Genomic DNA, 18,837 nt, shown 5'->3' with positions numbered 1-18,837 from the left:
GGGATGAGAATAATGCGATTTACTAAAAATCACTTAAGTTCTTGAAAGTGCCTTTAACAATTGATTATATGGTAAAAAGAAGTATAAAATTATTATTATTTGAAAATAAATATTTTAAAAAATAAGTTAGATGGTAAATTCCTGGGATTAGGATGCCGGGGGCGGGATTCGAACCCGCGATCTCACGGTATCCCAGGAATATGTCAGAGCACTGCATTATTACCCTATGAGCCGTGCGCTCTAACCAGCTGAGCCACCCCGGCATCTAACAATAATACTTTACTTTATCATTATATTTAAAGTTTTGTTTTTTTAATCTTTTTTGGTAAACTTTTATAAAGAATAGGATAATTTAAAAAGACATGAAATATATAATAATTAATTGTATTATGCTTATTAGGAGTAATGTTTATGAGTAAAGTTAGAGATATGTCTTTAGCACCTGAAGGTATTAGAAAGATTGAATGGGTTCAAAAACACATGCCTGTTTTAGAACACATTAAACAAGAATATATGGAAACCCAACCTTTCAAAGGAATTACAATCGGTTCATGCTTGCATTTGGAACCTAAAACCATCAATTTAGGTCTGACTTTAATGGCAGGTGGAGCTGAAGTTGCAATGACAGGATGCAATCCTCTATCCACACATGATGATGCAGTTGCAGGTGCGGCTGATTTGGGACTAAACGTTTATGGTTGGAGAGAACAGGACGATGAAGAGTATTACCAAACCATTAACATGGTTCTTGACCACAAACCGGATATAATCATCGACGATGGAGCAGACATGATTATGGTGCTTCACAATGAAAGAAAAGAACTGTTGTCCCATATTAAAGGGGCTTGTGAAGAAACCACTACTGGTGTTCACAGATTACAGGCAATGCACGCTGACAGCGCATTGAAATTCCCGGTAATTGCAGTAAATGACGCATACACCAAATATTTATTTGACAATCGTTATGGGACAGGACAATCAAGTTTTGATGCAATTATGGGAACAACCAATATGTTAATAGCAGGTAAAACCGTAACCATATGCGGATATGGTTGGTGCGGTCGCGGATTGGCTTTAAGGGCAGCGGGTCTTGGAGCGGATGTAATTGTAACTGAAATCGATCCGATCAGAGCACTTGAAGCAAGAATGGACGGATACCGTGTAATGACTATCCGTGAAGCAGTTAAGGTATCAGACTTAATCGTTACCGTAACAGGTAATGCAGATATTATCAGCGGCGATGACTTCAAGTACATGAAAGACGGATGCATGCTTGCAAATTCAGGCCACTTTAATGTGGAAATTAACAGGCCTGATCTGGAAGCTATTTCAACCAACGTTGCCGAAGTGCGTGAAAGCATAGAAGAGTTCACAACTAATGATGGCCGCAAGATTTACTTGCTGGCTGACGGCCGTTTAGTAAACTTGTCTGCAGCTCGCGGACAGGGACATCCTGCTGAGATAATGGATATGAGTTTTGCTGTACAGGCATTATCTGCAAAACACATTATGGAAAATGATTTAGAGGTAGGAGTAACCAAAGCACCTGATGAAATCGATTATAATGTAGCTACAATGAAATTGAAAGCTATGGATATTGAAATCGACTCATTAACTGATAAACAAAAAGATTACATGTCAAATTGGCAGGAAGGAACATAATTCCTTCAACTTCTTTTTTATGTCTTATTTTCAATACATTGACAATGGTGAAGGGCCGGTAAAGCTGTTTATTGGCGGGCTTCATGGGAATGAAGGTAAAACATCTCTGAAATTCATTAAAAGAATTAAAGATGAAGATTTATCATGTGGCCAGTTCTATTTTTATAACTTTGATAAAACGCCTTATGTATCAACCATTAAAAAGGAATTTTACTCAACTAAAATCGGCAAAAAGGTTTTGGAATTAATTAGAGATTTAAAGCCGGATTTTTATACTGAACTCCATTGTTATGATCTTAAAAATTATAATAAACTAATTTCAATAGAGAGATATGAAAAAACAGGCATTCCTCCCCTTATAAAATTGGGAAATCATGTGCTGGTTTCATCTGTTTCGCCGCTGATTAGAATGACTTATTTTTCAGCCGAAACGGTATGTAAAACATTGGAATTTCCATGCTTTGAAAAGTTAAATCCGGAAATTGCCGGAAGATATGATTTTAATATGGCGAGGGCTATTGAAACTTATGAAGAATTGCTTAAATTAATCTTGAAATCATCATCAAGACAGGACTTTGAAAGGAAAATGATGATAAGGTATTCCGAGCAGGTTCATTTGGCTATGGAATATGCCCAAAAAGTATTCGGTAAAGATTTTCCTCCTTATTAGATTGTTTATATACTTTGCTAACTAAATATAAATTTACATAAAAAGAGTTTCGGAGGAGAATATGGGATTTTTAAATAATATCATAATTGTTTTCTATGTTACTCATAAGTTCAATAGAAAAGTTCAAATTAAGGGAATATTGGACATGGATTACTATGGGGAGATGGAAAATCCGTTGCAGTATTTTGATGAAGACAATAACCTGATTTGGCACATACCTCCAAATCCCTATAGGGGAGGCTCTAAAGATTACGCTGATTACAATAAATTATTGAAAATGTTTAAAGCGAATAAGAACTTCATATATCTCTTAAAAAACTGCAACAATGTCCAACATCATTATTTTGAGGGGTATGATGTTGAAATGGAAGTGCTGACCTGGAAATAAATGCATATAATGCAGATATATTTGTCTTTAAAAAAATAGCTAATGGAAGTCATTTATGACTTAAATTAGTTTAGAACCACGCATCGAGACTTTTCTGTGAGGATGTTAGATTTTTAAGTTTGTCTGAGGCTTTGGATACGCGGTCTTCTGAAAAGCCATGTTCATAACATAAAAATTCGATGATTTTGTCTTTTTCAGGCTTTTGCCATTTAATCTTATAGTCGGTATTCACGTTATGATTAAGAAAGATTTCACGAACCTCATCTAAATCATGGTCTGATTCCTTTTGAAGTTCGGCTATTTTTTCCTTTAATTGTCCCTTATGGGCCAACTTAAGAGCAGTTTTAGCCCCTATGCCCTTAAGACCTTCACAAAAATCGGTTCCAATTAATATTCCCATATCGATTAATTCTTCTCTTGTTATGTCTAATTCTCTTAAAACCCTATTTAAATCATAATATTCTAGATTGCCGAGATTTGAATTGACGGCAAGGTTTCTTACAACTCTTTTGGCTCCAAATAAAAGGCAATCGTAATCCTGTGATGCAACTGCATATGCATCACCATTAGCTACAAGGTATGCTGCCTGTGCTTCACCTTCACCTTTGGCTTCAATATAGGGGATTCCCATTAATGTTAATAATTTTTTGGAGGATTCAAGTATTTCTGGTGATAGTTTGGAGGATCTCATAGCAAATTTGCGGGCTTTTTCCTCATCTCCTTTAGCCAGAGCCTCTTTATAGGTCCGTTCTGCTTCGTCTCTGATTTCTCTTCTTTTTGCCTGTGTTTCACTTTTAAGTTCCGGAGCTTTTCCATCGAATATATAAATTGGTTTTATTCCTTTTTCAATCATTGAAGAGTTTCTATATAATATTCCGCTTAGATGGGATGTGACATTTCCGTTTTCGTCACATAAAGGCCTTCCGTCCCTTTGCCTTATGGTTGATAAGAATTGGAAAAGGGTGTTGAATGCATCAATGGAAATTGTTCTTCCTTCCAAATCTTTGAAATTAATTGATTCCGGTTCAATTATGTCCTTCAGTTTCACGCCCATTTTAACAACCTATATCTCTTTAAAATAGCTGATTGGAAATACTTCTTTAATCCACATCAATATTTCGTCATTGTTGATTATGACATAGTCTCTTGCAAGCATGTCTTCATCTGTTTTAAACAGTTCCTTTAAAGTTTCGTTTGGTTTTTCAATGAAGATGTTGTTGATTTCCCTTCTGGATTCGATATTGTAATTTTTCAGAATTCTGCCAATCGGTATGTCTGCTCTAACTAAATCGGCACAGATATTCTCATCACATCTTGATAATGGAATGTGTGAGATTGCATAAATTAAGGGTCTGCCGTCCTTATGCATTATAACCTCGCGGTAATTAATCTGTTCTCCCTCACTTACATTAACCAGTTTTGCATGGCTTTTATCTGCTGTTTCAAAATGCTGGTCAAGTGTTGTTAGTGTAATTTTTCCATATAATACATCTAAAATAGCTGTAATTGATCCGTCAGTTGTTAGCAGGATTTTTTGCGTATTTGAAAAAGTTTCACCATATTCTTCTTCGGCCTGTTTTATTTTTTCAATAAGGTCTCTGTTGGCTTCGTTTTTAGACATTTGCATTTTAAATCACTATAAATCTTTTGGATTAGTAATAACTCCTGTAATTGCAGATGCAGCTACTACTTTTGAATTGGATAGATATACTGAGGATTTAGGGTCTCCCATTCTGCCTTTAAAGTTTCTGTTGGTTGTTGAAATGCAGGATTCTCCTTCGGACAGCACTCCCATATGTCCTCCAAGACAAGGGCCGCATCCAGGATTGCAGATAATTGCTCCGGCATCTATGAATGTGTCCATATATCCTAACTGCATTGCCTGTTTGTAAATTTCTCTTGATGCTGGAAGAATAATCAATCTTACTGAATCACTAATTTTTTGACCATCCAATATTTCGTGAGCTTCCTTTAAATCAGAAAGTCTGCCGTTGGTACATGACCCTATAAGGCACTGGTCTATGTGGGTTCCTTCAATTTTTGAAATATCGCAGACATTGTCCACGTCATTTGGACATGCAATTTGAGGTTCCATATCGCTTATGTCAAAATGCATTTCCTTGGAATATTCTGCATCATCATCTGATTTAACGATATTTAACTGAGATTCGTTTTTGCCGGTTCTTTTGCAAATGTAATCAATGACATCACGATTTGGCTCCATAATTCCGTTTTTAGCACCCATTTCAATAGCCATGTTACACATGGTTGCCCTTCCTTCAACGCCCATGTTTTCTATAACATCTCCACAAAACTCGGCTGTCTTATAGGTTGCGCCTGCTATTCCAATTTCTCCTATGATGTTTAAAATGATGTCTTTTGGTGCAATATATGGATTTGATTCTCCGGTCACTTCCATTTTAATGGCTTCAGGAACCATAAACCATGTTTTGCCGGTTGCCCAAACCATTGCAAGGTCAGTTGCACCCATACCTGTTGAAAATGCTCCAAAAGCACCGTAGGTACATGTATGTGAATCGGCACCAACAATTACCTTGCCAGGCTCCACAAGTCCCATTTCAGGAACAACCTGATGGCATATTCCTTCGCCGTGAATAAAGTTTTTTGTAATATTCTGTGTTTTAATAAAATCGCGGCAAACTTTCTGAAATTCCGCAGAACCGATTGTATTGGCGGGGATGTTGTGATCAAATATGATTGCAATTTTTTCAGAATCCCATACTTTATCGGCTATTTTTTCAAAGGTCTTAATAGCCGGCGGGGAAGTTCCGTCATGTGACATTGCAAGGTCAACCGGAATTTCAATGATTTCTCCTGGAATAACTTCATGTCCTGCTTTTGCAGACAATATTTTCTCAGTAATATTCATCTTAATCTATTCCTTTTTGTTGATTTTTTTAATAATTTCTTTGAATACTGTATCGTTAATGTATTTTCCCTCTTCTCTGGATTTTTTAACTTGCCTTACGATTTCAATAAGCTCTTCATCACTAACTTCAAGTTCACATTCATTTAATTTTGCCCTGACGGCTCTGCATCCAGAGTGTTTACCTAAAACAAGCTGCCTTTTTTGACCAACCAATTCAGGAACATATGGTTCATAACATAAAGGCTCTTCAATAACCGCATCAACGTGTATTCCTGATTCGTGTCTGAAGACATTGTTTCCAACAACCGGCTTGTTGCTTGGAATAGGAAGTCCGCTTGATTTTGATACGATATCGGACAGTTCTTTAATATATTTGGTTTTGAATCCATAATCTTTGCCGTAGAGAATTTTCAGAGCCATGATTAATTCTTCTAAAGAGGCGTTTCCTGCCCTTTCTCCAATACCGTTAACGGTTGTTGAAATACCTTTTGCACCTGCTAAAATACCTGTAATGGAGTTGATAACAGCAAGACCGAAGTCGTTGTGGCAGTGAAGCGCAAGATTGACATCCAAATCTTTTACAAGTTCCCTTACAAGATAGTCAATTCCTTGAGGAGTAATCGCACCTGTTGTATCTGCAATATGGACTCTGTCAGCTCCGCATTCCTGAGCCTTTGAATAAATCCTTTTTAAAAAATCAATATCTGTTCTTGTAGCGTCTTCTGCTGAGAATGCAACGTATAATCCGTGGTCCTTAGCATAGTCCACTGCAGTTTCACATAATTTAATTGCATCCTGGCGGGTAATGTGCATCTTGTGGTCTAAATGAATATCGGAGGTTCCCACAAATGTGATGATTCCTCCCACATCACAATCAAGAGCCACATCAATATCCTCTTTTTTGGTTCTTGTTAAAGCAAGGATTGTGGCATCAAGCCCTTCATTGGCTATTGCCTTTACGGTCTCTTTTTCTTTTTCAGAAACTATTGGAAATCCTGCTTCAATTTGGTGAATTTTAAACTGATCAAGCTTTCTGGCTATTTCTAATTTTTCATCAAAATTAAAACAGACGCCGGGAGTTTGTTCTCCGTCCCTTAATGTTGTATCATAGATTAGCAAGTCTTCAGGGAATTTCAACTCATATTCTTTGTTATAATGGCTAATAAAATATTGCAATATAATCACATCTTGTAATGTTGTAAAATATAATATAATTAATAATATTAGTTAGTTATTATTATTTAAGTTTTCTAAAAGTTCCAAATATGATGTTCTCTCAAAGCCATCTCTAATGCCTAATTTTTCAAACAATTCAAAAATGGATTTTTGAGCATTTGAATAATCTTCTCCATCTTCCAGAGCAATTTCTATTTCCATATAGGGATCAAGACCTTCAATATCGTCAAGTGATATTTCAAAGTTTTTATAAGAGTAATATTGTCTGTTTTTTCTAACGGTTCTGACTTTTCTAAAACCCACTGCTTCAAATATGTCTGTGCATTTCTGAGATTCTTCTATACTCATTTCAATTTCTTTCCTGGTTTTTGATTTGCTGTCAATTTTCGGCCCCTTGTATGTTATAAAAATATTGACGTCATCATTTTCCTTTGTTGTTCTAATTCTTAGCGCTTCGTCAGTTTTGGCAAAGTCTACAACAGGACTGTTAAAGTAAATGTCTTCCTGAAATTCTTTTTTAGTTTTTGCCGCACCAATTTCGCCTAATTTTTTTTCCATCAGGCTAAAATCATCGATTTTAGCTTTAACTTCAACTTCAATCATGTTATCCCCTTTGTTATATAAATAATATAGTTTATCTCTTTTCATGAAAAAATTCATGATGTCATCTGAATGGCAACATTTTCAAATTCTATATAAATATCGGCTCTTTTACAAATAACTTTTTATGTATTGTCTTTCTTATTTTTCAGTGGCTGTTTAAGTATTGTTATTAAATAGGGTAAAGTTCATCTGCTTATTTTGAAAAATTATTATTTTCATTTTTATTTCAGATTTTTCCCATATCCTTTAAATAAACATACCTTTATATACTATTTAATTTATATATTTTATTAGTAAAAATTTAACTATTTTTTTCTTTCTTAAATTTTACTATTCTACTTTTAATAATTAAGGAGGTTTTAAATTGACCGATGTTGAAATAAAAATTGAAAACATTGTTGCTTCTGCAAGCATTGGTAAAGACATTGTTCTTACTGAAGTGTCCCAAGCTTTAGAAGGGGTTAATTTTAATCGTGAACAGTTTCCGGGATTAGTTTTTAAACTTAAAGATCCTAAAACAGCAGCATTAATATTTAGCTCTGGTAAGCTTGTGTGTACTGGAGCAAAATCTATAGATGATTCTAAATTAGCAATCAAGAAAACTGTAGATTTAATGAGGACTATCGATACTGAGATTCCTCACGAATTTGAAATTAAAATTCAAAATATTGTGGCTTCTGCAAACTTAGAATCCACATTAAATTTAGAAGCCGTTGCTTTAGAACTTGAAGATACTGAATATGAACCTGAACAATTTCCGGGTTTGGTATACAGATTGTCTGACCCTAAAGTGGTTTTATTATTATTCGGCTCAGGTAAAGTTGTATGTACCGGAGCTAAAACTAAAAGCGACGCCAAATTAGGTGTCGAAAGAGCTTACGATAGATTAAGTGAGCTAGATTTAATATAATTGGTGGTATTATTGATTAAACTTGTAGTATTTGACTTAGATAACGTTATTATTGATGGTGAAGCGATAGATGAGATAGGAAAGATAGCAAATGTTGAAGAAGACATAGCTGCAATTACTGAAAAAGCTATGCAAGGGGAAATTGACTTTGAAACTTCTATTAAAGATAGAGTTCAACTTCTTGAAGGTACTTCTATTGAAGATATCGAAAAAGTTGCTGACGAACTTCCGTTAATGTCTGGAGCTAGCGAAACCATCAAAGCTTTAAAAGAAAAAGATGTAGATGTAGCTATCATTAGTGGTAGTTTTGATGTAGTGGCTGACAAAATTAAAGATAAAATCGGAGTTGAAACCGTTTATACCAACAGTTTCACAGTCGAAGATGGTAAATTAACTGGTGAAGTGACTGGTCCTTTAGTATCCGGTTCTAAATTAGACGTATTAAAAGACCACGTTGAAAAAGCAGGCATTACTTTTGATGAAGTAATTGCTGTTGGAGATGGCGCTAACGACATTTCCATGATCGAGTCAGCAGGTTGCGGAATTGCATTCAATGCAAAAGATTCTGTAAAAGAAATTGCTGATGTTGTAATAGAAGAAAAAGACTTATGCAAAGTCTTAGATGAAATCCTTAATCAATTAACCACTGATGCTGAAACTGAAACTGTAGAAAACGAAGCTGAAGATAAAAAAGAAAAAGCTGTCCCTAAATCTGATTTTGTTCTTGCCGACACTATTGCTGGTGTAAGAAAACAAAAAGATGAAAAAGAAGCTGAAATCTCCAAAGTTGCTGAAGAAAGGGAAAATTTCAACAAAATAGCTAAAGAACAACGTAAAATTAGAGATGAATTAAATGCATCTTTAAAAGAAAACTTAAACAAAGCTATTGAGTTCAGAAATGAACGTAATGAAATTAACAAAGCTGTTGAAGCTGCTAAAAAAGCACGTAATGATGCTAACAACAAAATTAAAAGTTTAGAATGGTCTTCCGGTAAACGTGATAAAATCAAAATAGAAAATGAAATCAAAAAGATTGATAAAATCATTGAAACTCGCGTTTTAGACATTAAAAAAGAAAATCAGCTTGTTAAAAATGCAAACGATCTCAGAAAAGAGTTAATGAAAATTCATGAAGATGAATCAGTTAAAGACGAAGCTCACGAACTTAAAAAAGTATCTGAGGAAGAACACGAAAAAGTTATCGCTTTATCTGAACAGGCTCAAGCGGCTCATGAAGAAATGCTTATCTACTTCAGAAAAACTGATGATATCAGAACCGCAGCTGATGAAGCTCACAAAAAATTCATCGAAGCACGTAAAAACGCTTCCGCTAAACATGAAGAATTCAAAGCAATCTTAAGCGATATTCATGTTATCAACAAAAAATTAGGTTCCAGCAGACCTAAAAAGAGAAAATCTGATAACAAACAGTCTGGCGGATTTAATAAAAACCGCGAAGAAAAAGAAAGAGCTGAAGAAATCTTTGCTAAATTCAAACAAGGTGGAAAAGTCTCTACTGAAGAGATTTTACTCTTACAAAAATACAATATAGGTTAAGCTTTCTAACCTATTTCTTTTTTTATTTTCAATGGTTTTACTATGACAGAAGAAAAAATCGAAACATGTTTTATTTGTGGTAAAGAATTTGACATGAATAAGGCAGACCTTGCATATTACCGCAATGGCAAATACCCGATTTGTGATTTCTGTGCTGATTTTTACAGATTTTACAACGAAGAATTATAACTTTTTTTTTAAATTTTAACTGCAACTTTTTTTTCAAAATATTTTTATATAACATATTTATTTATATTATATTCAGTATGTTTTTTAGTGAGAGGGTAGTATAGAATGCATGAAGTAATAGTATGTGAGAAACCAACATCTGCGGAAAAGATTGCAAAGGCGCTTTCGCCAAGTGCTAAAAAGAAGGTATATAATAAAAAAGTGAAATACTGGGAACTTAAAAAGGATTCAAAATACATAACTGTTGTATCTGCTGTTGGCCACCTTTATTCACTTACTCCCGATAATCCTAAAGACAAGGTCTATTTCGATCTTCACTGGGCTCCCGCTTATGAGGTTAATAAAAAAGGCAGCGGATTTACTAAAGATTATGTAAGGGCTATTAAAAAACTTGGAAAAGGCGCAGATTCATATATTCATGCTTGTGATTATGATACTGAAGGAACTTTAATCGGTTATAATGCATTAAAGTATGCCTGCGGACAAAATGATCTGGCTAAGATTTCCCGTATGAAATTTTCCACTTTGACTAAAAAGGACCTGCTTGAAGCTTATGACAATAGAATTGAGTTGGATATGAGTCAGGTAGACACAGGTATTGCAAGACATGTCCTTGATTACTATTTCGGAGTTAACATTTCCAAAGCATTAATGAAATCTGTTAGCAGCGCTAAACATAGATTTTTAAAGTTATCTGCCGGCCGTGTTCAAACACCTACTTTATCAATTTTAGTTGAAAGGGAAAAAGAGATTAAAGAATTTGTTTCTGAACCTTATTGGTTAATCAAAGCCATTATTGAAGGAGATATTGAAGCCAATCATGTTGACGGCAAAATATTTGATAAGAAAAGGGCTGAAGAGATAATGGACAAATGCCAAGGAAAAGATGCTGCAGTTTATAAGATTAATATCTCCAATTCCACAACAAAACCTCCAGTTCCTTTTAACCTGGGAGGACTTCAATCTGAAGCATATAACGTCTTTGGATTCTCACCTAAAAAGACACAAACAATTGCTCAAAACCTCTATACTTCCGGATACACTTCTTATCCCCGCACCTCTTCACAAAAATTACCTGACAGCTTAGACTTCAAATCCATTTTTGATCAGTTAAGCAATGACTCTGCGTTTAAAAAACACATTGATCAACTTCCATCCAAACTGAAACCTAACAACGGTAAAAAGGATGATGCGGCTCACCCTGCAATTCATCCAACAGGAATTTTGCCTCAGGGTTTGTCTAAGGATGAGAAAAAGATTTATGAGCTTATTGTCTATAGGTTCATTTCAGTATTTTTTGAAGCGGCTAAATTCGAAACTATGGGAACCACATTGGATATTGAAGGTGAAATGTTCCGCTTTAAGCGCAGAAGGGTTACTCATAAAGGATGGATGGAACATTATCCATTCAGAAAAATCGATGATGAATCATTTCCGGATATTAAACAGGGGGATTTAATTAAAGTTCTAGAGCTGTTTTCCGATGAAAAAGAAACCAAACCTCCTGCAAGGTATAATCAGGCATCCCTTATCAAAGAGCTTGAAAAAAGAGAGCTCGGTACCAAGGCGACCCGTGCGGATATTATCGACAAACTTTATGACCGCAAATACATTAACGGCACTCAGCAAATAGAGGTAAATCAGTTGGGAGAAAACATGATTGATACCTTAAGCACATATTGTAATAATCTGACTTCTGAAGAGCTTACCAGGGATTTGGAAAATAAACTTGAGGGAATTAGCAATAACAGCTCTACCCGTGGCGAAATTATAAGCGAAGGTGAGAGGGAAGTTAAGGTTATTCTAGATGACATTACTAAAAATTCAAATGAAATAGGTTCCAAATTGTATGATGCCTATCAGGAAAGCAACATTGTCGGCACATGTCCTAACTGCGGAGGCAATCTTGTAAAGAGATATTCTCCAAAAACCAAAAGCTCTTTTGTCGGATGTTCTAATTATCCGGATTGCACTACAATTTATTCCATTCCAAGGGGAACTAATTTCCTTAAAAAAACCTGTGAAAAATGTGGACTTCCTATAATCTCATTTGGAAAGCCTCGCCAGCGCGCATGCCTGGATTCTGATTGTGGGAAAGATAAAAAAACTAAAGAATATGTTCCTGAAGAAGTTGGGGAATGTCCTCAGTGCGGAAAACCACTTTTAAAACGTTCCGGCCGTTATGGTGAATTTATCGGATGTAAAGGATTTCCAAAATGCAGATTCACATGTTCTGTTGATGAGCTTGAAAACAGGCTAAAATAATTTTTTTAAACATATTTTATTTTTTATCAAGTGTATATTTTAAATGGTTTTTGATAACTCTTTTGGATATTTTTAAGGCCGTCTTATTCATTTTTCAACAATTTTTTAAATATTTGACAATTTTGTAAATTTTTTGATATGCAAAATACTTAATAATGTTAAAAAATAAAGTTATAATCTAATAAAAATATTTTCTAATTATATTCAATATTTTTATTTGCAATTTAGCAATTATTATATTAATTATATTGTTTTAATTTTGAAACAATTATCTAAAAAATAAAAATGAGGGTTTCAATGAATAAAGAAACAAAAATGACAATAGTTAAATCAGTTTTAATTATTTTTATCTTGATGGCAGTCGTTTTTGCACTTAAAATGCCTGCGGCAGATTTAAATATTATTTCTGACGATGCTAAAGATGTTTATGTTGATTCTTCAGGGCTTCCTTATTTCAGTGAAATGGATTCATATTATAACTTAAGGCTGACTGAAGACTATATTGATCATGGCCATGTAGGTGATGAAATAATAAACGGTAGTGAGTGGGATATGCATAGGTATGCTCCTACCGGTAATGAGATTGACTATGAGCTGGGTATTGTATATGTAACATCATTCTTACATGATGTAGCCAACAAATTCTTTGGAGATTACTCAGTTAAGGAAATAGCGTTCTGGGCTGGAGCTATTGTATCTACATTAGCTGTAATTCCTGCATATATCTTCTCAAGAAGATTGACTGATGAGTTCGGTGCGATTGTTGCAACATTACTTATTGTGCTTGCTCCAAACTACTTTGCACACACATTCCCAGGATTTTTCGATACAGATATGTTCTACTACATATTCTCATTATTCTTTATATTCTTCTTTATAGAGAGTATACGGGCGAAAAATATTCTTTACAAAGTTTTATTTGCAGTTTTATCAATTTTATCCATTGGTTTATTCTCCCAGTCATGGACCGGTTACATATTTTACATAGGTCTTATGGGAATATTCTCAATTGTTTACTTAATCGTCAGTTATTACTTAAATATGGGTGAAGATGACCAAAATGACTATCCGAGCAAATTCCAATGGTTCATCCATCAAAACGGATTGAAATCAATTGTAATTTTAGGAGTTATCGGTTTTATTGGTCTTGCAATTTTCAAAGGCGTTGACGGAGTACTTGGATTATTCGGAAGTTTACTTAATTTACTTTCCCTGCAATCTGCATCTAGAGTTGTTGGCGGTTTTCCTAACGTTCTCGTTTCTGTTGCAGAACTGCAAATTCCATCCATGCTTGGAAGCGGTTTGAATTCAATGTTTTTAGCTAATACTGCAGGTGCCGTAAACGGTATTGGTGGTATTGCTGTTTTATTTGCAGGTTTGACTGTATTGTACCTGTTTGTAAAAAACATGTTCAGACTCAGAGGTTTTTCTGCAGAATCAACTGCTACAACCAAACCTCCTAAAGCCGACAGAATATCTTCAGCTAAAAAACTTGATGACAGCCGCAAATTAAAATTCGATTTAACTAAAATTAATTTGGAATCAGTATCCGATGTTTTGTATGATAAAAAACTGACTGTCCTTTACGGCACTTTATTTGTCGTATGGGCAGTATTAACAGCACTTGCCGTTACAAAAGGTTCAAGGTTCATTACTACTTTAGTATTGCCATTTGCACTTTTGACCGGTATTTTCATAGATATTGCAAAAGGATATATTAAAAACAGAATTAATGATGATAGGATATTGCTTGCAATCATATCTGTTGCAGCTATATTTGCTGCAGTTCCGCTGGCTACAATCAATACTATTATGGGAATCGCACTGTTTGTTATCATTATTGCTGCAGGTGCAGCATCAATTTACGGACTTAAACCAAAGGCAACTACTGGAAGTGAAGTTCCAATTAAGAAAACTATTGCAGTAATAGCTATTGTAGTTGCTCTTGCAACTCCATGTGTTTGCGGTGCTTTTTTGACTTCCAATACTGTTGTTCCAGGTACAAGCGATCCTATGTGGAATTCAATGACCTGGATTAATGAAACTCAGCCTGAAGATACCGTAATCACATCCTGGTGGGACTTCGGTTACCTCTTTGAGATTGCTGCTGACAGACAAGTAACATTCGATGGAGGTTCACAGTCAGGGGACCGTGCATTCTGGCTGGGTAAGGCGATGACTACCGATAATCTGGAATTGTCTGCAGGGATATTTAGGATGCTTGATACAACAGGCAGCAGTGCGCTTGATTTATTAATGAATATCACTGGAGATTCAGGTAAATCAACTGATATTTTAATTGATATTCTGCCGAAAACCGCAGGTGATGCTCAAAAAACATTAAAAACCAAATATCACTTAACCGGTGCTCAGGCAAAAGAAGTGGTTCAATATACTCACCCTAAAAATCCGCGTCCAGTAATATTTGTCGCATCTGCGGATATGCTTCAAAAAGCCGGCTGGTGGTCTTACTTCGGTGCATGGAACTTTAAAAACCAAAGTTCTGAAAATTATAACTATTATATTCCTGACCAGCAGGTAACAGTTAAACCGGGCTCATCCGGCAAGATATCATTACTTGATGATCAGGGCATGAATATAAATGCGGTAATTACAAGAGGTTCCGGCAACAACTCAACTACTGCATATACTGAAGCATTATACAGTGATAGCGGTAAACAGATTATGGTAAACGACACTCCATACAATCCGCTCAACATTTCACACCTGATTGTTATTGAAGACGGATATGTTGTGAAAAACGAATCTGTTGGAAATGTCAAGGATGCCAACTACACACTTATGCTGATTGGTGATAAAAATCAGTACACACCAATCTTAATGAACAATGAATTGAGGGATTCAATGTTTACTAGGTTGTTCCTTTTAGGTGGAGCTGGCCAGGACATATTTGAAAATGTTCACGCAGATAGCGGAGTAATGTTGTTTAAAGTAAACTTTAATAAAACAGCTGCCGAATCTTAGCTAGTTTTATAAGATTAGGATTTTCCTAATCTTTCTTTTTTATTATTTAATATGGTGATTTAATGGGGATTGAGGAGAAAATAAAAGATATTGAAGAAGAGATACAAAAGACACCATATAATAAAGCTACTTCACATCATATAGGTAAGCTTAAAGCTAAATTATCTAAATTAAAAGAGGAATCTTTACAAAGAAGCAGCGGAGGCCATAAAGGTCAGGGTTTTCATGTTAAGAAAACTGGAGATGCCACTGTTGTGCTTGTAGGATTTCCGTCTGTTGGAAAATCCACTCTTTTAAATGAAATTACAAATGCTGAAAGTAAAGTTGGAGCTTATCAATTCACAACATTGGACATTGTTCCGGGAGTTATGGAACATAAAAATGCAAAAATCCAGGTTTTCGATATTCCTGGAATCATTACCGGAGCAAGTAGCGGTAAAGGAAGGGGAAAAGAAATCTTATCCGTTGCTAGAACTGCCGATTTGATTTTGGTAGTTTTAGACACTTTAAATCCTCAACATTTGAAAGTTATTTTAAATGAATTGAGAAGTATCGGTATCAGACCAAACGAACAGCCTCCTGATGTTACTGTTAAGAGAAAAAAACTTGGCGGAGTCAAAATCTCTTCAACATGTCCGCTTACTCATTTGGATGAAAAAACAATCAGGTCAATTATTAATGAGTATGGTATGCATAATGCGGATATCCTTTTCCGTGATGATGTAACAATGGACCAATTTATTGATGTTTTGGATAGAAATAAATCCTATGTTCCAATGTTGATTTTACTCAATAAGGTGGATTTAGTTGACGATTCATACATTGAAGAGCTTAAAAAGTACATTCCAGAATTCGTTCCGATTTCTGCTGACAAAAAAACTAATATTGATGAATTAAAAGACATAATATTTGATAATCTTAACCTTGTCAGAGTTTATCTAAAGCCTCAGGGCAGGAAAGCAGATATGGAAGATCCGCTGGTCATTAAAAAAGGTTCTACTGTTCTTGATGCATGCGGCAAACTTCACCGTGAATTTGTAAGGAATTTCCGTCATGCCAAGATTTGGGGAACTTCCGTTAAATTCCCCGGCCAGAAAGTAGGTCCTGATCATGTACTTGAGGATGAAGACGTATTGAGAATTATTCTTAAAAAATAATTCTTCTCTTTTTTGATATTATGAGTAAAGCTATTTTTATAACTGGTACTCCATGTACTGGTAAAACAACCATCAGTGAATTATTGGCTGATAAATTAAACTGCAAACTGATTAAGATTAATGATCTAGCCATTGAAAATGATTGTGTTTTAGGTATTGACAATGAAAAAGGTTATAAAATCATCGATGTAGATGCACTTGATGGGAAAGTCTCGGAGATTATTTCTAAAAGCGATGAGTTGATTATTTTTGAAGGCCATCTGAGTCATTTATGCTCTGGTGCTGATAAGGTAATTGTTTTAAGGGTTCATCCTGAGATTTTACGTCCTAGACTTGAATCCCGTAATTATTCTGAGTCTAAAATTCGTGAAAACCTGGAAGCTGAAGCAATGGGCGTTTGCACTGCTGAAGCATATGGCGAATACGAAGACAAGATTTCCGAGATTGATGTAGGCAATTTATCACTTGAAAAGGCTGTCAGTATAATTTCTGATGTAATTGATGGCGAAATTGTTTTTCCGGCTGGTGAAATTGATTTTATGGACTGGTTAATTTCAAACTCTTAATCTTTTCATATCAATTTTTTCGTCTTAAAACAATTTAATTAAATGGCTTCAATTTTATTAATTCATTCTAATTTTTACTGTTTTTTAAAATAATGGGCTATGCTTTTGTGTAGTTTGAAAATATTTATATGCTATCGAGGTTAGATATTATATCAACATTACTGGCTAGTTACTGTTTAAAATAATTTGGAGCGATAATGAGATTATGATAAACTGAAGATTTCGATTAAAATTACGGCAACGTTTGATTAGGTTAAATTTCATTGTTTAATATGGAGCTGATATTATGACTATGGTGAATTTAGAAGACAAGGTGATGGAAAAGGTTAATATTGTTGTTAAGCTGACCGGCAGAACTGTTGAGGATGTAGTTAATGATGCTCTTTGGGTTAATCTGCAAAAAATTGAGGACGTTCCTGATGAGATTGATTATGAGAAGATATGGAATATGTTGGACCATGATAAACCTGAAGGGGATGATATTTTGGATAATTTAATTCGTATTGGCGAAGAAGCCGGGGATTAATTTTAAATTCAAACACCACAAGGGGATTTAAATGATTTTTCTGGATACAAATTATATTAATGGTTTAATAATTAAAAGAGATTCATATAATGAATCTTCAAAAAACATTAAACCATTTTTGGTCAACGAAACAAAAGCAACCAACATCACTGTTTTAGTTGAAGTGTTAAATAGTTTAAAAGTAAATAATTTTTATGGCGATTTTGATGAAATAATTCATGAATTATTGGATATGGATGTTTTTGACTATCTGTCTGCTGAAGACTATAGAAAAGCTATTGAATTACAGAGATTTTATAATTTCAGCATTAATTTCGCCGATTGCACTATTGATTTCAATGCAAAAGCATGGAATTACTAAAATAGTCACTGCGGATTCTGATTTTGATAAAATTAAAGGAATACGGAGAATATATGGATTTAGCTAATCCATCTATTTTTTTTTAAAAATCATTTTTAAAATTAAAAATTGAAAATATACATAACCTTTATAAATAGTGATAAACATATTTATTCTTAATATTCATACTTAACCTAAGGTTACTATTTTTAACTATGGTTTTTGTTTTAAATTGCGCAAATCATTTTAATCCAATCATGAATATTATGTCCTACTAAAAAAGGGAGGATATTTTGAGCAGAGGAAAAAGACCAAAGTGGATGATTGATATAGCGAAAGAAAGAATGGATATTCTTTTTAATCGTGCCGAGATGGAATTCATCACCCATCCTGAAAGATCTAATCGCTATGTAGAACTTGCTTTGAAATTGTCTACCAAATACAATACTAAAATTCCCGAGAAATGGAGAAGAAGGTATTGTAGGAATTGTAAGAGTTTCCTCTCACTTGGTCGCAATTGCACCGTCCGGCTAGTTAACTCTGAAGTTAACATTTTTTGTGGTGAATGCGGTCATGTAATGAAAATTCCTTATCGAAAGGAAAAGAAAAATAATAGGAGAGCTAAATATGAGTCAATCAAAAAAAGAAATGATGAATAGAGCTCTTTCCGCTATGACAATTAACATTGGTAAAAACGGGCTTAATGAAAATGTTATCGAAGAAATTAAGCGCCAACTTAAAGCTAATGAGATTGTTAAACTTAAATTTGCAAAAAATATCGCTAGAGATAAAGATAAATACATAGAGGATATTGTCGCTCAAACCAAATCAAAGTTAATTGATGTTAGAGGACATGTCGCTGTGATTTATAAAAAAAAGCCTTAAACATTATAAATTTAGAGTTACGGGCCCTATTTTTTAGGTCTTAAATTTACAGTGGATTAAGCTACATT

The 18,837-nt window shown here is 34.5% G+C and carries 19 protein-coding genes and 1 tRNA gene; 14 read left to right on the top strand and 6 right to left on the bottom strand.

All coding sequences use genetic code 11. From position 1 onward, the window contains the following. Positions 1–153 precede the first annotated feature (153 nt). Positions 154–263: transfer RNA gene (locus tag Q4Q16_RS03665), tRNA-Met, on the bottom strand. 148 nt (positions 264–411) lie between these two features. Here Q4Q16_RS03665 and Q4Q16_RS03660 point away from each other — a divergent pair. The 3 genes from Q4Q16_RS03660 (at position 412) to Q4Q16_RS03650 (ending at position 2,720) form a co-directional block, all read left to right on the top strand. Beyond that, positions 412–1,662 carry an adenosylhomocysteinase gene (locus tag Q4Q16_RS03660; protein WP_303346364.1) on the top strand — a complete coding sequence of 417 codons (1,251 nt, stop codon included), beginning with the start codon at positions 412–414 and terminating at the stop codon, positions 1,660–1,662. A 19-nt stretch (positions 1,663–1,681) separates the two neighbouring features. Beyond that, positions 1,682–2,332: a DUF2119 domain-containing protein gene (locus Q4Q16_RS03655; protein WP_303346363.1), complete on the top strand. Its 651-nt coding sequence runs from the start codon at positions 1,682–1,684 to the stop codon at positions 2,330–2,332. 61 nt (positions 2,333–2,393) lie between these two features. After that, the gene (locus tag Q4Q16_RS03650) at positions 2,394–2,720 is read left to right on the top strand and encodes a hypothetical protein (RefSeq protein ID WP_303346362.1); all 327 of its coding nucleotides are present in this window, start codon (positions 2,394–2,396) and stop codon (positions 2,718–2,720) included. A 70-nt stretch (positions 2,721–2,790) separates the two neighbouring features. On the opposite strand, the gene fen is transcribed toward Q4Q16_RS03650, so the two are convergent. The 5 genes from fen to cyaB are packed head-to-tail and all read right to left on the bottom strand — an operon-like array spanning position 2,791 to position 7,389. After that, positions 2,791–3,774, bottom strand: a complete 984-nt coding sequence (gene fen / locus Q4Q16_RS03645; RefSeq protein ID WP_303346361.1) for a flap endonuclease-1 — start codon at positions 3,772–3,774, stop codon at positions 2,791–2,793. A 9-nt stretch (positions 3,775–3,783) separates the two neighbouring features. Then, positions 3,784–4,347, bottom strand: coding sequence for a chorismate lyase (locus tag Q4Q16_RS03640; RefSeq protein WP_303346360.1), 564 nt, complete (start codon positions 4,345–4,347; stop codon positions 3,784–3,786). A 9-nt stretch (positions 4,348–4,356) separates the two neighbouring features. Beyond that, positions 4,357–5,610 carry a homoaconitase large subunit gene (gene hacA / locus Q4Q16_RS03635; RefSeq protein ID WP_303346359.1) on the bottom strand — a complete coding sequence of 418 codons (1,254 nt, stop codon included), beginning with the start codon at positions 5,608–5,610 and terminating at the stop codon, positions 4,357–4,359. Between the two features lie 6 nt (positions 5,611–5,616). Beyond that, complete coding sequence (locus tag Q4Q16_RS03630) at positions 5,617–6,786, bottom strand: homocitrate synthase family protein (protein WP_303346358.1); 1,170 nt, start codon at positions 6,784–6,786, stop codon at positions 5,617–5,619. 51 nt (positions 6,787–6,837) lie between these two features. Beyond that, complete coding sequence (gene cyaB, locus Q4Q16_RS03625; RefSeq protein ID WP_303346357.1) at positions 6,838–7,389, bottom strand: class IV adenylate cyclase; 552 nt, start codon at positions 7,387–7,389, stop codon at positions 6,838–6,840. A gap of 364 nt (positions 7,390–7,753) precedes the next feature. On the opposite strand from cyaB, the gene Q4Q16_RS03620 reads away from it, so the two are divergent. The 11 genes from Q4Q16_RS03620 to Q4Q16_RS03570 all read left to right on the top strand — a co-directional run bounded on the left by Q4Q16_RS03620 (position 7,754) and on the right by Q4Q16_RS03570 (position 18,769). Further along, on the top strand, positions 7,754–8,299 hold the full coding sequence (locus Q4Q16_RS03620) for a TATA-box-binding protein (protein ID WP_178788776.1): 546 nt from the start codon (positions 7,754–7,756) through the stop codon (positions 8,297–8,299). A 12-nt stretch (positions 8,300–8,311) separates the two neighbouring features. Beyond that, positions 8,312–9,856 (top strand): phosphoserine phosphatase SerB, encoded by a 1,545-nt coding sequence (gene serB, locus Q4Q16_RS03615; RefSeq protein WP_303346356.1) that lies wholly within the window; start codon positions 8,312–8,314, stop codon positions 9,854–9,856. A 42-nt stretch (positions 9,857–9,898) separates the two neighbouring features. Next, complete coding sequence (locus tag Q4Q16_RS03610; protein ID WP_303346355.1) at positions 9,899–10,045, top strand: hypothetical protein; 147 nt, start codon at positions 9,899–9,901, stop codon at positions 10,043–10,045. Positions 10,046–10,150: 105 nt separating this feature from the next. After that, entirely contained in the window at positions 10,151–12,310 is a 2,160-nt protein-coding gene (topA, locus tag Q4Q16_RS03605) for a DNA topoisomerase I (protein ID WP_303346354.1), read from the top strand. A 297-nt stretch (positions 12,311–12,607) separates the two neighbouring features. After that, positions 12,608–15,295: an STT3 domain-containing protein gene (locus tag Q4Q16_RS03600; protein ID WP_303346353.1), complete on the top strand. Its 2,688-nt coding sequence runs from the start codon at positions 12,608–12,610 to the stop codon at positions 15,293–15,295. A gap of 62 nt (positions 15,296–15,357) precedes the next feature. Next, a complete protein-coding gene (locus tag Q4Q16_RS03595; RefSeq protein WP_303346352.1) occupies positions 15,358–16,452 on the top strand; it encodes a GTP-binding protein in 1,095 nt (364 codons plus the stop codon). A 20-nt stretch (positions 16,453–16,472) separates the two neighbouring features. Further along, positions 16,473–17,018: an adenylate kinase family protein gene (locus Q4Q16_RS03590; protein WP_303346351.1), complete on the top strand. Its 546-nt coding sequence runs from the start codon at positions 16,473–16,475 to the stop codon at positions 17,016–17,018. Between the two features lie 286 nt (positions 17,019–17,304). Then, positions 17,305–17,544 (top strand): hypothetical protein, encoded by a 240-nt coding sequence (locus tag Q4Q16_RS03585; protein ID WP_303346350.1) that lies wholly within the window; start codon positions 17,305–17,307, stop codon positions 17,542–17,544. Between the two features lie 31 nt (positions 17,545–17,575). Beyond that, entirely contained in the window at positions 17,576–17,905 is a 330-nt protein-coding gene (locus Q4Q16_RS03580) for a PIN domain-containing protein (protein WP_303346349.1), read from the top strand. 272 nt (positions 17,906–18,177) lie between these two features. Then, positions 18,178–18,543: a ribonuclease P protein component 4 gene (locus tag Q4Q16_RS03575; RefSeq protein WP_303346348.1), complete on the top strand. Its 366-nt coding sequence runs from the start codon at positions 18,178–18,180 to the stop codon at positions 18,541–18,543. Continuing rightward, positions 18,512–18,769, top strand: coding sequence for a YhbY family RNA-binding protein (locus tag Q4Q16_RS03570; RefSeq protein ID WP_303346347.1), 258 nt, complete (start codon positions 18,512–18,514; stop codon positions 18,767–18,769). The genes Q4Q16_RS03575 and Q4Q16_RS03570 overlap by 32 nt, the downstream gene beginning before the upstream one ends. Positions 18,770–18,837 lie beyond the last annotated feature (68 nt).

Origin of the sequence: Methanobrevibacter sp., from assembly GCF_030539875.1 — an archaeon.
Lineage (GTDB): Archaea > Methanobacteriota > Methanobacteria > Methanobacteriales > Methanobacteriaceae > Methanocatella.
This window is presented reverse-complemented; position numbering and strand designations above follow the sequence as displayed.